Source organism: Streptomyces sp. WM4235 (genome assembly GCF_001279725.1).
GTDB lineage: Bacteria > Actinomycetota > Actinomycetes > Streptomycetales > Streptomycetaceae > Streptomyces.
Window position 1 is genome coordinate 1 of record NZ_LGDE01000022.1, and the last position, 13,136, is coordinate 13,136.

15 protein-coding genes, 1 tRNA gene and 2 pseudogenes are annotated in these 13,136 nt (G+C 70.0%); 7 read left to right on the plus strand and 11 right to left on the minus strand.

Features of this window, described 5'->3' with window-relative positions:
• Positions 1-623 precede the first annotated feature (623 nt).
• Positions 624-3,398: an ATP-binding protein gene (locus ADK55_RS03660; protein WP_234349884.1), complete on the plus strand. Its 2,775-nt coding sequence runs from the start codon at positions 624-626 to the stop codon at positions 3,396-3,398.
• A gap of 212 nt (positions 3,399-3,610) precedes the next feature.
• On the opposite strand, the gene ADK55_RS35860 is transcribed toward ADK55_RS03660, so the two are convergent.
• From ADK55_RS35860 to ADK55_RS39510, 4 genes and pseudogenes are all read right to left on the minus strand, one after another.
• The gene (locus tag ADK55_RS35860) at positions 3,611-3,775 is read right to left on the minus strand and encodes an NUDIX hydrolase (protein WP_078998436.1); all 165 of its coding nucleotides are present in this window, start codon (positions 3,773-3,775) and stop codon (positions 3,611-3,613) included.
• Between the two features lie 9 nt (positions 3,776-3,784).
• Positions 3,785-4,984, minus strand: coding sequence for a damage-control phosphatase ARMT1 family protein (locus ADK55_RS03665; protein ID WP_053675971.1), 1,200 nt, complete (start codon positions 4,982-4,984; stop codon positions 3,785-3,787).
• Between the two features lie 25 nt (positions 4,985-5,009).
• A complete protein-coding gene (locus ADK55_RS03670; protein WP_234349885.1) occupies positions 5,010-5,204 on the minus strand; it encodes a hypothetical protein in 195 nt (64 codons plus the stop codon).
• Positions 5,205-5,386: 182 nt separating this feature from the next.
• Positions 5,387-5,491 (minus strand): annotated as a pseudogene (locus ADK55_RS39510) (pyridine nucleotide-disulfide oxidoreductase); the annotation flags it as partial.
• Positions 5,492-5,708: 217 nt separating this feature from the next.
• Between ADK55_RS39510 and ADK55_RS03675 the strand changes: the two are divergent.
• Positions 5,709-6,314, plus strand: coding sequence for a hypothetical protein (locus ADK55_RS03675; RefSeq protein ID WP_053675952.1), 606 nt, complete (start codon positions 5,709-5,711; stop codon positions 6,312-6,314).
• A 9-nt stretch (positions 6,315-6,323) separates the two neighbouring features.
• Here the strand turns inward: ADK55_RS03675 and ADK55_RS03680 are convergent, their stop codons facing one another.
• Positions 6,324-6,578, minus strand: coding sequence for a peptide deformylase (locus tag ADK55_RS03680; protein ID WP_053675953.1), 255 nt, complete (start codon positions 6,576-6,578; stop codon positions 6,324-6,326).
• Between the two features lie 105 nt (positions 6,579-6,683).
• Between ADK55_RS03680 and ADK55_RS03685 the strand changes: the two genes are divergently transcribed.
• The gene (locus tag ADK55_RS03685; RefSeq protein ID WP_053675955.1) at positions 6,684-6,926 is read left to right on the plus strand and encodes a hypothetical protein; all 243 of its coding nucleotides are present in this window, start codon (positions 6,684-6,686) and stop codon (positions 6,924-6,926) included.
• Positions 6,927-6,941: 15 nt separating this feature from the next.
• Positions 6,942-7,018: transfer RNA gene (locus tag ADK55_RS03690), tRNA-Met, on the plus strand.
• Positions 7,019-7,122: 104 nt separating this feature from the next.
• On the opposite strand, the gene ADK55_RS03695 is transcribed toward ADK55_RS03690, so the two are convergent.
• The 4 genes and pseudogenes from ADK55_RS03695 to ADK55_RS40855 all read right to left on the minus strand — a co-directional run.
• Positions 7,123-7,401 (minus strand): hypothetical protein, encoded by a 279-nt coding sequence (locus ADK55_RS03695; protein WP_053675957.1) that lies wholly within the window; start codon positions 7,399-7,401, stop codon positions 7,123-7,125.
• 488 nt (positions 7,402-7,889) lie between these two features.
• Positions 7,890-8,198: a heavy metal-binding domain-containing protein gene (locus ADK55_RS03700; protein ID WP_053675959.1), complete on the minus strand. Its 309-nt coding sequence runs from the start codon at positions 8,196-8,198 to the stop codon at positions 7,890-7,892.
• A gap of 512 nt (positions 8,199-8,710) precedes the next feature.
• On the minus strand, positions 8,711-9,139 hold the full coding sequence (locus ADK55_RS03705; protein WP_053675961.1) for a hypothetical protein: 429 nt from the start codon (positions 9,137-9,139) through the stop codon (positions 8,711-8,713).
• Positions 9,140-9,169: 30 nt separating this feature from the next.
• Positions 9,170-9,250, minus strand: a pseudogene (locus tag ADK55_RS40855) (hypothetical protein); the annotation flags it as partial.
• Positions 9,251-9,611: 361 nt separating this feature from the next.
• Between ADK55_RS40855 and ADK55_RS03710 the strand changes: the two are divergent.
• Entirely contained in the window at positions 9,612-10,163 is a 552-nt protein-coding gene (locus ADK55_RS03710) for a YciI family protein (protein ID WP_053675963.1), read from the plus strand.
• A 279-nt stretch (positions 10,164-10,442) separates the two neighbouring features.
• Here the strand turns inward: ADK55_RS03710 and ADK55_RS39515 are convergent, their stop codons facing one another.
• Complete coding sequence (locus ADK55_RS39515) at positions 10,443-10,748, minus strand: hypothetical protein (RefSeq protein ID WP_234349886.1); 306 nt, start codon at positions 10,746-10,748, stop codon at positions 10,443-10,445.
• A gap of 12 nt (positions 10,749-10,760) precedes the next feature.
• Complete coding sequence (locus tag ADK55_RS39520; RefSeq protein ID WP_234349887.1) at positions 10,761-12,083, minus strand: ATP-binding cassette domain-containing protein; 1,323 nt, start codon at positions 12,081-12,083, stop codon at positions 10,761-10,763.
• Between the two features lie 143 nt (positions 12,084-12,226).
• Here ADK55_RS39520 and ADK55_RS03720 point away from each other — a divergent pair, with 143 nt between their 5' ends.
• Together ADK55_RS03720 and ADK55_RS03725 are read left to right on the plus strand one after the other, a co-directional pair.
• Positions 12,227-12,784 (plus strand): TetR/AcrR family transcriptional regulator, encoded by a 558-nt coding sequence (locus ADK55_RS03720; RefSeq protein ID WP_199826436.1) that lies wholly within the window; start codon positions 12,227-12,229, stop codon positions 12,782-12,784.
• Positions 12,781-13,041 (plus strand): hypothetical protein, encoded by a 261-nt coding sequence (locus tag ADK55_RS03725; RefSeq protein WP_053675967.1) that lies wholly within the window; start codon positions 12,781-12,783, stop codon positions 13,039-13,041. The genes ADK55_RS03720 and ADK55_RS03725 overlap by 4 nt, the downstream gene beginning before the upstream one ends.
• The last annotated feature ends 95 nt before the right edge of the window (positions 13,042-13,136 follow it).

The following is a 13,136-nucleotide window of genomic DNA, read 5'->3' on the forward strand; positions in this document are numbered from 1 at the left end:
CGCCGGGGGCGTGCTGCGGCGGCGCGGGCGCGAACGGGCGCCCGTAGGAGGCCTGTTCGCCGTACGTTCCGTACGGCGGCGGAGGCGGCGGGTAGGGGTGGCCCTGCTGCGGATGAGCGGGCGTGCCCTGCGGAGCTGCCGGTTCCTGGTGTCCCGGCTGCCGACCGTACGGAGAGGGCGGCGTCGCACGAGGGTCGGGGGCGGTGAATTCGCCATCACCCGGTGGGTGTTGCGGCAGACGAGGATCGACGGGTTGAGTCACGGAGTTCCGTCCCATGGGTGCCGTGCGCTGCAAGAGGCGCTGAAATCTGGATGGTTGATTGGATGCCGACTCGGCAGACGGTTCATGGGAGATCCCAGTGATTCGACTCGCCCCCGAATCCGCCGAAGCGGAGAGTCATGTCATCTTTGGACCTTGAGGTCGAGTCATGCTGCACCACCCTTGGCCCTACGTCCAGTTCGATTTCCGACGGCGAGCGCGGTATCCGCTGCCGGGTTGGTCTCCATCTTGATCGACTCTAGGATGTGCCGTCGAGATCGATCTACGGGGGCCGGGCTGTGTCGACCATGCCGCGCGAAGACGGGGGCGAACAGGAGCAGGACACGTCGACGGGACGCCGGACGTGACGGCCGCGGACACCGACGGGCGGGCATGGCACCACCTCCTCGCCATGCCCACGTACGCACTGACCGAGGTTCCGCGGCAGCGCCCCGACCCCTCCCGGCCGGCAGGCCCCGACGACGAACTGCGCGGCCACCGGCTCGCCGCCCTCGTCTCCGCCTTCCACGCCCGCGACCCGTACGACCCGGGCGGCGGCAGCGTCCTCGTCGGCTGGGCCCGCCCGTCGGCCGCCCGACCCCTTGACGTCTTCCTCGGCGGAGCCCCGCTGGCGGGCGGTGACGATGCCACCGACCCGGGCACGGTTCTGCTCCGCCTCCCCGCCGGGGCGCGAGCGCGGCGGCAGCCCCCCGGAGCCGTCGTCGCCGCACTGGCGCACTTCCCCCACTGGACCGCCGTCGCCGGAGTCGCCGACGGACTGCTCGCCGACGACGAGAGCCCGGAGCGTGCCGCGCCCCGGCTGCGCCCCACACTCGAGGACTGCCTGCTCGGCGTCTGGCAGGAAGGCTTCGCCTGGTTGCTCCTCGCCGATCCGGTCACTCCGGACGAGCTCGACGAGCTGACCGGCGACACCGCGGATCGGCAGCGAAGGGCGCAGTCCAAGGCGGCGGGCTCGCCCGAGTACGGCCTGCAAGCCGCCCGGCTGGAGCGCAGGCACAAGGAGCTGGCGAAGGCGTCCGCCACCGGCCTGTGGCGCATACGCCTGCTGGCCGGCGGTCGTACGCCCGAGGACGCGCGGCGGGTGGCCGCCCTGGTCTGCGCGTCGGCCGACCTGGAGGGCCTCCCGTACGCGCTCCAACCGACCGGTCAGGTGGGCGACCTCGCGTCGGTCCTCACGGCCGGGACCGGGGCCGGCCTGCCGGATGCCGCGCACTTCCCCTTCCACGGGAGCTCGGAGCTGCTGGCGGCCCTGGCCCGCCCCCCGGCCCGGGAGGTGCCCGGCGTACGGTTCGCGCTGCGCCCCGAGTTCGACGTGACGCCGGAGACGGGCTCCCGGACCCCGCAGCCGGGTGCCGAACCGATCCGGCTCGGCACCGTCCTGGACCGAAACCGCAGCCCCGTCGGCGCCCTCGACCTGTCCCGGTCCACCCTCAACCGGCACACCTTCGTCTGCGGGGCGACGGGCGGCGGCAAGTCCCAGACCGTACGCGGCCTACTCGAAGCGGCCACGCGGGAGGGGCTGCCGTGGCTGGTCGTCGAACCGGCCAAGGCGGAGTACCGGTTCATGTCCGCCCGCCTGGGCGACGAGCACGAGGTCATCGTCATCAAGCCCGGTGACCGCGACGGCCTCCCGGCCGGTCTGAACCCGCTGGAACCCTCCGTCTTCGCCGATGGCGAACGATTCCCCCTACAGACCCACCTCGACATGGTCCGCGCGCTCTTCCTCGCGTCCTTCGACCCGCAGGAGCCGTTCCCGCAGGTGCTGAGCGCCGCGTTGACGCGCTGCTACGAGGACCTGGGCTGGGACCTCACCCTCGGTGAACCGCGTTTCGCCGGGACGGAGCCGCGCTACCCGACGCTGGAGGACCTGGAGCACACGGCCCTGCGGATCGTCGCGGAGATCGGTTACGGCAAGGAGATCACCGACAACGTCCAGGGCTTCATCAAGATCAGACTCGCCAGCCTGCGGCTCGGCACCACGGGCCGGTTCCTGGAGGGCGGCCACCCCGTCGACTTCGGCGAACTGCTCAAGAGGAACGTCGTCTTCGAGATCGAGGACGTCGGCGACGACAAGGACAAGGCGTTCCTGATGGGGACCATCCTCATCCGGCTCGTCGAGTACCTGAGGATGGAACAGCGGACGACCCGTCGGCTCTCCTTCCCCCTGCGCCACCTGACCGTCTTCGAGGAGGCCCACCGGCTGCTGCGCCGCTCGGAGGACGGCGGGGCGAGCGCCCACGCCGTGGAGATGTTCGCGGGCCTGCTGGCCGAGATCCGCGCGTACGGGGAGGGCCTGGTGATCGCCGACCAGATCCCCGGCAAGCTGGTCCCCGACGTCATCAAGAACACCGCGGCCAAGATCGTCCACCGGCTGCCGGCACGGGACGACCGCGAGGCCGTCGGCGCCACGATGAACATCACCGAGGCGCAGTCGGAGTACCTGGTCACCCTCAAGCCCGGTGAGGCGGCGGTCTTCGCCGACGGCATGGACTACCCCTTGCTGGTCCGCATGGAGGACGGCACGTCGCGCGAGGACGCGGCGGCCATCCGTCCGGCGTCCCCGGCCCCGATCGTCGCGCCGCGCAGCGGGGCCTGCGCCGAGGGCTGCTCGGTGGCTCCCTGCACGCTCCGGCAACTGCGCACGGCGCAGCGGCTGACCGAGCAGGACGAGCTCCGCATCACCCTCTGGGCCGAAATGGCGGTGGCGGCCCATCTGTTGGGCTGGGTCACGCCCCTGCCGGGCGAGGCCATGCGCCGCGATCTGGCTCCGTACTGGGCCTCGGATCGGCGTCTGGTGGAGTGCGCCATAGGCCAGGCCGTCGACCGCGCGGTACACAGCCGGGTGGGCGCCCCGGCCTCACCGACTGCCCTGGCCGGGCACGTCGCCGCGATGATGCGGGCCCAACTCGACGGTTTCGACCCCTGTCCGGTCGCCGAGCCGCGGTGGAAGGCGCGCAAGGGGACAAAGACACGCCAGTACTACCACGGGCGCCACACACCGTCCGTGCTGGAGTCGACCGTCGGTTGCCCGGACCCTTCGGACGACTGGTCCAAGCGGTTCGCCCGCGTGCTGGCTTGCTTCGCGCGCAAGCCGCGTAAGCCGGTGCTGCCCGAATGAATCGGCCCCATCGGTGGAATCGGCCCAATGGGCCCAATGGGCCCAATCAGCCGAATTGGCGGAGCCGGAGCCGGAGTCCGTCGATGACGCTGACGATGCCGTGGACGCGTTGGACGCCTTGGACGCCCTGAGATGCGTGGGAGGCCGCCGATCCTGCTGAGCGGAAGTATGGCGTCATGCGCCCACACACTTCGGCGACGCCGACCGGATCATCAACCGCCCGGGAGGCGACGTTCGGGGGTCTCCTCGGGTTCGATCTTCCCGGCCGGGAACTGCCACGCGAGCGCGCCTTCCGCGACTCGTCGCCGCACGAGTAGGACTCGCTGGTCCACAACGATGACGGCAGCGGCGACTGCTCTCTGGGCCTCGATCGTCACGAAGACCCCCTACCGCCGCACCTGAATCAGCGCGTGAGTTCCGCTCGTACGCCAAGCGGCTCCGGACCGTGCGAGGGCGTCCAGCGTTCTCGGCTCCAAGCCGACGATGACGTCGGACTTCAGGGTCCGGAGCGCCGCGACGGCCCCCGGGAAGTACGCGGTGAGTTCGGCGAAGGATGTTGTGGCGTCCCATAGCTGATCTCCCACCAGGCGGCGGTAGTTGAGGTCGCCCTTCAGGATGGTGAGCGTGGCGCTCTCGAACTCGCCGCGAAGGTCCTCGGACATCTTCTCGTACGGCAGAGGAGCGCAGAAGAAGGGGTGGGTGCGGATCTCCAGGCTTCCCGCGGCCATGGCCTTCCACAGTCGACCGCCAATCGCACTGGCTTCGCCGGGTGTCTCGGTGAGGCGACGGAGGCAGTCGACGACGTCAGCCGTCATCGCGTCGGAGACGTAGTAGGGGTAGGGCTTGAGGTGAAGCACGACCTTTTCAGCATGCCGTTGTTCGAGAAGGTGGTCGATGAGGATCAGATCCGGGACGAGCTCTCGTCCCGCGTTGTCCGCCACCACGGCGACGGTGGAGGACGCTCCGGCGGGCAGAAGCTGCCACAGCACCGCGCTGTCGTCGGCGACCAGCGCGCAGGCAGCGGCGTCAGCGACCGCCGGCTCCTCCGCCGAGACGCGGAAACCGAGGTCCGCGCGGTTACCCCAGAGCGAGGCGTGGAGCAGGGCCGCGGCCCGCTCGTCCGCCGCCGCGCTCGCGAGGGCGTCCAGGGCCCGCAACTCTTCCTCCACAGCCTCCCCGCGCAGTTCGGCCCGCTTGAACGGCGCGAACGGATCAACTCCCTGCCACGGGCCGGGGCCGAAGTACCCCACCGCGCCGAGAAGCCTGCGGTAGAAGTAGCTCTCCGCCCACAGGAATGGCGCGTCGTACCACGAGCGCCCGAAGTGCTCCTGCCCCCAGTCCGCCCATCGCTCACGGTCGTGTTCCGCGGGGGCGAGAGGTTCGATGACACCATTGGTGATCTCGTCCAGCAGGGCATCGAGGGCATCGTGCTGTCGGCGGCCGTACGGGAAGGCGTCTCGCACCTGCTGGATCAGGGCAGGGTGGCGCTTGGCCAACACACCCCAGGCGAACGAGCCGGGCTCGTTGCTCAGGATGACCGGCGCGCCGGTCGCATCGCCCGAGACACGGGAGGTCTTCTCTGTCATGGTGTCCACGCCCTTCGCATTTCGCTCATCTGTCCATGATCCCCGGCGCCACGACGCCGGCCGCACTCCGTACCGGCACGTCACCCGTCGCCGGCCGGAAAGCCGCGCAATGCAGTAAGGCGTCTACCCGAACCTCGGCGATCTGTCGCTGCTCACCGAACGACCGCACGCGCGCCGTCCTGTCCGCTGCGGCCGACACGAGGCGGTCCTCGTCGCTCATGAAGCCCAAGCCCAGCATGAGGGCGCGGCCCGTGTGGCCGAGAAGGTGAGAGGTGAACCGGGCCGTCCGCGGCTGACGTACCGCGATATCACCAGTTTTCCGCCCCGACCACCACCTCAGCCTCACTGGTCACAGAGCTTCCCTTCCGAGTGCCACCGTCGCCGCATCACGCCGACGTGGGCTCATCCCTTGCCGAGTAGTAGTTCCCTGGCCGCGTAGTAGGCGTGGAGTGCGGCCTCGCCGCCGGAGCCCAAGGCCGTCATGATCCGTTGGAAGTGTTCCGATCTTCGTGCCGTCGCGGCCCCGCGCCCCTGGTTCGACGGCAGTCCCGGGATGGGGGAACCGGCGCCGGTGGGATGCCCTCTTCAGGAGGGACCGAGGGGGAAGTGTATGGCGGGGAAGACCGTTACGGCGGCCGGGCGCGTGGTGGTGGCAGGGCTCCTGTGCGCCCTGATGGCGGGGTGCGGCAGCACGGCGCCGGGAGAGGCGGCAGGACCTGCGCCCGTGCCCTCCCTCTCGCCGACCGCCGACTGCGGCCTCGACACGACGACTGACGAGCCGAGCGGCGGTTACGCGGGCCCGCCGACGGACGAGGAGACCGGCGGCTACGCGGGCCCGCCCACGGACGAGGAGACGGGACGGTACGCCGGCCCACCGACGGACCAGGAGACCGGAGGCCACGCCGGCCCACCCACCGACCAGGAGACCGGAGGCTACGCGGGCCCGCCCACCGATCAGGAGGCGGCCGTCGGCGGTGCCGGTCCGCCGACCGACGGGGAGATCGGCAACGGGGGCGGCCCCTGCGGGCCCGCGGACTGGTTTGACATGACCCGGGACTTCCAGGCATACCTCGGGCAACACCTCACCAAGGCCGACGACGGCACCGTCTCCCAGCAGTCCGTACGGGAGACCCGCGTCCGGAAGGTGAGCGCCGCCGGCGAGGCGAGCATCACCTTCTCCTCCTACTTCACCGACGACGCCCTCAGCCGCGACGCCGCGCTCCGCCTGGCCCGGCTGTTCGCAGATTGGCGGCGCGAGGTCTACGGCGACACGGGCAAGGTGTCGGTCCGTACGACCGTAGGGACGGTGCTCGTCACCCTGACCTGGTGACCCCGGCCATCACACCTCCCCACGCCGCGCACCCGTATTACCCGTATCAGCGAACGGGGCCGCGGCCCGGCCGATGCCGATCTGCGGCGCCGCCAGCCCCATGCCCTTGGCGAAGGGGTGGACCCGCCTGATCCGCTCCATCGAGGAGAACAGTTTCTCCACGACGTGCTCCGCGCCCTCGCGCTCGGCGGGCAGCTCGAAGGGGCGTGCGACCTCGGCGAGGAGTGGGGCGCCGTACTGGCGACGCCGATCTCGCGCATCCACCGGCTGGGCTGCTGCACCTCGCTCACCCGGGCTCCCCGGAGTCGTGTTGAGTCCGGGCCTGGCCCGGAAACGCCAATCAGACGGTACCTGGCGTGCGGGACCTGGATGGCCGTCGTCCGGGTGAAGACCCGCATCCCGTTCTGCTCCGTGCGCGTCGACGCGATCCGCGGCGGGGAACCGCCGGCGGGGCGGCTTCGGCGGTCACTGGCGAACGCCTCCGCCTCCCTGCGGGTGGTGGTCGGGCTCGTCCACCACAGCGGCGCACACCATCCCGCCCCGGCGTGCGCCTCCACCCCGTCCGCGCTGAACGGCGTGAATTCGGTCGGAAGCATGCGGCCAGTGGCGTAGGGTTGGTCCTACCGACGCGGGGTGGAGCAGCTCGGTAGCTCGCTGGGCTCATAACCCAGAGGTCGCAGGTTCAAATCCTGTCCCCGCTACCAACGCGACAGCCCCCTCGACCACCAGGTCGAGGGGGCTGTTCGCATTCGACCGTTCGCATTCGACCGTTCGCATTCGGCTGTTCGCATGCAGGGACCGCCAGTGGCTACGAGGCGGCGCAGCGGGCAGGAACGGCGGCTCGGGGTGCGATCCGCATCCGCTTCCCGTCCCACACCACGGTCTCCGCGGGCAGGATCAGCAGCCCCACCTCTCCGTCGGCCCAAGCCGCGTCGATACGCCGCACCTGCACGGCCGCGCCTCCCGCGCCGGCCATGTAGACCGTGGGGTCGACCTCCCAGCCGTGCCCGGCAAGCCACGCCTCCAACCGAACCATGTCGCCCGGCGTCGCCCCGCGCGGCCATACGTGCGTGCTCTCGATGTCCATGTCCGTCCCCCCGCCGAGGTCGGTTCTCCGACCACCGGCGATCCTCGCACCCGGTACCGACAACGGTCCTCCTCTTTTACGCCCGGACGCTCGACCGCCACCTCGTCGTACAGATGCGGCAGCCCCGCTTGGAAGCAGAGCCGGCCTTGCGAGCGATACCCGTGGACCGGGAGGAAGTGACGCCAGGCCGCCCCGGGCAACGCGTCGCTCTCCGCGCCGGCGGGCCCAAGGTCATGGCGGACGCGGATGAACCGATCGGAGATCCGACCGGGTGAACGTCCACGATGCCGTCCACCCGGCATCTCCGCCCGATGTCGCACCTCGGTCCGGCACGACTACGTCGTGAGCCCCGCCGTGGCAAGGCGGCACGACTACGTCGTGAGCAGCGCGAGGAACGCCATGACGGGCAGAACGGCGAGTGGCCGAAACAGCCGGAGAGTCGGAGGGTCGGAGGGGGTCGGCACCGACGTCCGGCGGCTTCTGTCCGGTCACTCCGATGGGGCCCACTGCACGGCGGTGCCATAGGCGACGTACCCTGCGTCGCTCCCCATCGAACGGGTCTCCGTGCATATCGAGACGCCGAGCACGCCGTCAGCGCCAAGCGCCCGCGCGTACGCCTGCATGCTCACCACCGCTTCCATCGCACTTGCCTTGGGCTGCCCGACGGCCAGGCCGACAACAAGGTGCGGATGAGGCGGGGCATGCAGCGTGGCGGTGTAGAAGTCGCCGCTGACGTCGTGCGCAGCCTGCTCTCTCTCGGCTTCAAGCTGGAGTCTCTTTCTGATGCTGCGTTCCATCGCAACATTCTCGCCTGCGGAAAGCGCCTGCTGTCGGGCAGGTCGGCGTTCAGACCGGAAGGGCCGCTCGTGTGAGGAACCTGGCTCGACAGCCCGCTTCCCGGCGCCCGTACTCACGGGCAGCGGGAAGCGCAGCGGCCGGATCCAAGTCGGGCAGTCTGACCGGGCAACCCGCAGAGCCTGCTGCTGGTCTCGGTCGATCAGGACATGTACGCACCCACGTGGCGCCGGTCTGCACCGTCCGCAGGCATCGGCGGTCAGCGCCGCTCGGGCGAGTTGACCGGTCACTCGCGAAGGATCACGAGCGGCCGGTCAGAGCCCTCGGGTGTCCTCTACCGCTCGGGAGGGGTCTGGTCCGGAGGAGTCTGGTCCGGAGGGCTTTGGAGGCGGGTCAGTGGGCCGCCCCGCCCATCTTCCACAGGGCGGCGGCCGAGTGGACGCGGGTCCACGGGTCTTGGGCGTCCAAGCATCTTCCTCAGATGTGGCAGCGCGGCTGCGGCGGGCGGGCCGATTCAGCCGAGAACCTCGACCGCGTCCAGGTCTCGGTGGGTGTCGAGCAGAAGTCGCAACCTCGGCACGCTGTCGGCCGGGGAGCGTTCAAGGGCCCAGAGAGCGACCGTGGCCGCCGCGCGCAGGTCCACGTCCTCCGCGTCGGCCAGCGGGCGAATGGTGGCCAGGGCAGTTGCGGCAAGAGGGCCGAAGGACGCGAGCGCGCCCAGGACGTGGGCGGCCGTACGCCACTGCTTGTGTCGGACCGCGGCTCGGAGCGTGTCGGTGAGTACGGGAACGGCGGACGTGTCGCCCAGCGCGGCGAGAGCGGAGGCGAGGCCGTTCACGCTGAAGTCGGGCCGATTCGCCGACACTTCGGCAGAGGCCAGGCGGTGGATCAACCGCGGTACGAGCTGGGGTGCGGCCGTGGGCAACCGGTCGGCGACGTTCACGACACGCCAGGCATCGGTGTCAGCGTCCAGCGCGGTCAGCAGGTCGGGAAGGGAACGCTCGTCCCCGAGCGTGGCCAGCGCCAGAACAGCTTCCTGGTGGGCGCGGCGCAGGAGGGGGTGCGGGCTCGCCCACGCGTCGTGTCCGTGTGTGGTGCGGTTCGCGGTGACGTAGGAAGCAAGCGGTTCCCGGGCCGGCTCGGCGTCGTCCGGATGACCAGAAGTCGTTCCAGGATCCCGTCCTCACGATCCGCCCAGTCACCAACCAGGTCCGGGAAGACCCATACGGTGCGGTGCCGTTGTCGCCGCGGGGGCCTTTGCGGATCGTGTACTCGGGAATCGGCTTGGCGTACACGCGTACCGGGCCGGCCGGGCACCACAGAGGGTCTGCGCTTGCCGGTTGGAGGGGGCTGTCGAGCGGCCGGTGGGTGAAAGCCTCTCGACCGGACCGCCTCTTTGACGAGATCCTTCGGACATGGAGTTCTTCGTCTACCACCAAGACCGGCCCGGCTCGCAGGGATTGCGCAAGGAACTGTTGGAGGAGCACTGGACCTACATGGACTCGTATGCGCGGGAGATGATCGCCCGCGGCCCCACCCTGTCCCGGGATGGCGGCACGCCCACCGGCAGCGTGCACATGGTCGACCTGCCGGACCCCGCCACCGCCCGCGCATTCGCCTTCGACGAGCCCGGCCACCAGGCCGGCATCTATCGGGACGTACTGCTGCGGCGGTGGCGCAACGTGCTGGGGCGCACCATGTGGGACTTCCAAGGCGGCCGAACCGGCGGCAACCGGTACCTGGTACTCGGCCTCGGAACGGGTGAACCCGCCGACCTCGCCGTACCGGCCGACCGGAACGAACTGATCGCCTACGGGCCACTGCTGTCCGACAACGGCACCATGTGGCTGGGCACGGCGGCCCTGCTCCGGGCGCCGGACCCGGAGACGGCACGCGCCATTCTGACTGCAAGCCGGTATGCCGCGATCGAGGTACACGACTGGCAGTTCGGCGGACGATCGACATGACCGGGAATGCCCGGGGCTGCCGCGACACCCAGGTAGTCCGCTGTGCCGATCGGCAAATACGGCTGTAGCGACGTACCGACCGTATGGCGGCCACAAGAGTTGCCCGAGTAGTAGGTGTCTTGACGCTTCATCGAATACGCCGCCGCCGAGTTCGACGAAGTGCTTCAGAGGGAGGGCACGGGCAGATGTCGTCCCAGTTCAGAAAGCCTGCTCCCGCTCGCGCACGGTCCGCCTCTCCCCCGTCCCCCGCCGACGGACGTGCCCGGAGAGTGCGGTGCGTCAGGGCCGGGGTTCGGTGGAGAAGGTGCCTGTCCAGACGTGCGTGGCCTGCTCGGGTTCGCGGTGCTGGAGGAGCGCGACCGTGTCCTTGACTCGGCCGAGGTCGATCAGGTGGCCTGCGAGAGCGTCGCGGTTGGCGGGGGCGTGGGGTTCAAGGACGGCAAGGGCGTCCTCGGTCCGACCTGTCTCCGCGAGGAGGTCGGAGAGGGTCCGGGCCGCGTACGACGTGTCGCCCTCGGGGTGTGCCCGCGCCTGCTCGATTGCCTCGTCCAGCGAGCCGCCGTCGGCCATGAGCCGCAGACGCATCCTGAAGAAGTCTTATTCTTCCTCGCCGTCGCGGCGTGCCTTGAGGTTGTCGAGGTGGGCGAGGCCATCCCGGGCGCGGCTGTGGTCGGCGTACAGGGTGCACAACGTGTCGACGATCCAGTCCTGCGCGCCGTCGGGTGAGTCCGCGAGCGTACGCATCACCTCGATCGCCTCGTCGCCCCGGTCATGCCGGGCCAGGAGTTGCGCCAGTTGGACCGCGTCGTGGCACTGACCCGCTGGTGAGTCGCCCGGGTGCCGGTACACGGCGATAGCGCCTTCCACGTCCCCCCGCTCTTCCAGTACCTCGGCCAGGCGCTGTGCGGCGTGCCCGTGGTGCTCGGACGCCGCGTACGCGCGCAGTTCCTCGATCCGGTCCTGCCTTGCCAGCAGGTCGGCAAGTTGGTCCCGACCGTTGACGGAGGTGATCTGTCGGGTGTGAAGCAGGGCAATCGCCTCGTCGCTGCGGCCCTGGCGCTCACGTACCGAAGCAAGTAGGCCGATCGCCGTGTCGGGAGCGAGGCCGCGACAGCACCACGGCCCGTCACATCGGTGCCGGGCCGGTATCCGTGCGGCCAGCAGCGCGGCGACTTCCTCGTCCCGGGCCGCCCCGTCCGTGATGTCGACCAGCGCTCCGGCCAGGCCGGCCTTGAGAGCGGCCGCGGTGCCGTTGGCGATGACCCGTCCTTGGTCGACGATGACTATCCGCTCGGCTACCTTGTCGGCTTCGTCGAGGTAGTGGGTGGTCAGCAGGATCGTGATGCCGTGCTCGCGGCGCAGGCGTTGGATCTGATCCCACAGGCCGGCGCGGCTGTGGGGATCGAGACCCGTGGTCGGTTCGTCGAGGAAGAGAACGCGCGGGTTGTGGACAAGCCCGAGGGCGATGTCCACGCGCCGTCGCTGCCCGCCCGAGAGGCTGCCGGGGACACGGGCGGCAAGCTCGCTGATGCCCAGGATCTCCAGCACCTCGTCGGCCCGGCGCCGCGCATCACGAGGCCGTAGCCCGTAGCAGCGCCCCTGAGTGATGAGCTCCTCGCGGATGCGGTGGTTCTCCCCGCAGGCGTTCTTCTGTCCCACGTAACCGATCGCCTCACGCACCCGACCCGGTTCGCGCGCCGCATCAAAGCCTGCGATGTGCACGCGGCCCGCAGTGGGCGGCAGCAGCGTGGTCAGCATCCGCAAGGTGGTGGATTTGCCCGCACCGTTCGGCCCGAGCAGCGCCAGCAGCTCACCGGCCGCGACATCGAAGGTGACATCGCGCACCGCCTCGATCGTCCCCTTGCCCACCTTGAAGGTCCGACGCAGACCCTCGGCCCGGATCATCTTCTCTGCACCCATGATGCGGACTGCAGAACACCCTGAATGGAACTACAAACTTCCATCTACGAGTTCTAAGCATCCTCTATGGATGTCCCTGATGTCATTGAGTCATGAGTACGAGGCAGACCTCCAGCGCCAAAAATCGAACTGAACGGGCCATCGTGACCGCCGCGGTGCGCGTCTGGGCGCGCGACCGGGCGGCCACGTTGCCCCAGGTCGCCGAGGCCGCGGAGGTCGGCCGCACGACCCTGCACCGCTACTTCCCGGAACGCGACGGTCTGCTGCGCGCCGCCACCGAGCACGCCCTGGAAGCCATCGGTGGTGCCATCGCCGAAGCGGACCCCGACAAAGGACACCCGCTGGATGCCATGCGCCGCGTGATCGCGGCCCTGGCCTCGACCAGCGATGCGATCATGTTCGTTTTCGGCGACCAGACCCTGGTGCGCGATGTCGCCCCCACCCCCGAGCCTGATCTTTCGACACCGCACGACCCGGTGATCGACCTCATCCGCCGCGGGCAGGCCGAGGGCGTCTTCGACGACCAACTCACCGCCGAATGGATCCAGCAAGTCCTTTGGGGAGTGACCTACACCGCGTTCGAACAGGTCGAACGGGGTGCCCTCGCCAAGTTCGACGTCACCGCGACCGTCACCCGCACACTGGAACAGGGGATCACCGCCGAGGCCGGTGCACGTCCGGGATCGGAACCGAAGCGGTGACCGACACAGCCGCCGAGGCAGGCTGGAGTGTCGACTTCTGGCTCGACCCGGCCTGCCCGCTCACCCGCCACACCGCACGCTGGATCGCCCAGGTCGCCGACCAGATGGCGCTCCAGGTGCGCTGGTGGGTGATGAGCCTGGCGGTGCTCAACGAACATCGCGACGACGACCCCGAAGGCGACCCGCACGGCTACCTGTGGATTCCCGCCCGCATCGCGGCAGCCGTCCAGACCGAGCACGGACATACCGCACTCTGAGGTTCCCCCGAGATGCGGGAAGTGGTGACAGGCTGTCAGATGGGTCGTATGAGAGGAACCCAGACGATGTCTGCCCCGAGGAAGTACCCGCTGGA

What these genes read in the sequence shown, in the direction of transcription:
- ADK55_RS03670 (WP_234349885.1), bottom strand. Translation starts at nt 5,204, where the DNA reads ATGAGCGACGAGGACCGCCTCGTGTCGGCCGCAGCGGACAGGACGGCG.
- ADK55_RS03665 (WP_053675971.1), bottom strand. Translation starts at nt 4,984, where the DNA reads ATGACAGAGAAGACCTCCCGTGTCTCGGGCGATGCGACCGGCGCGCCG.
- ADK55_RS03710 (WP_053675963.1), top strand. Translation starts at nt 9,612, where the DNA reads ATGGAGTTCTTCGTCTACCACCAAGACCGGCCCGGCTCGCAGGGATTG.
- ADK55_RS39520 (WP_234349887.1), bottom strand. Translation starts at nt 12,083, where the DNA reads ATGGGTGCAGAGAAGATGATCCGGGCCGAGGGTCTGCGTCGGACCTTC.
- ADK55_RS03685 (WP_053675955.1), top strand. Translation starts at nt 6,684, where the DNA reads ATGGCCGTCGTCCGGGTGAAGACCCGCATCCCGTTCTGCTCCGTGCGC.
- ADK55_RS03700 (WP_053675959.1), bottom strand. Translation starts at nt 8,198, where the DNA reads ATGGAACGCAGCATCAGAAAGAGACTCCAGCTTGAAGCCGAGAGAGAG.
- ADK55_RS39515 (WP_234349886.1), bottom strand. Translation starts at nt 10,748, where the DNA reads ATGCGTCTGCGGCTCATGGCCGACGGCGGCTCGCTGGACGAGGCAATC.
- ADK55_RS03695 (WP_053675957.1), bottom strand. Translation starts at nt 7,401, where the DNA reads ATGGACATCGAGAGCACGCACGTATGGCCGCGCGGGGCGACGCCGGGC.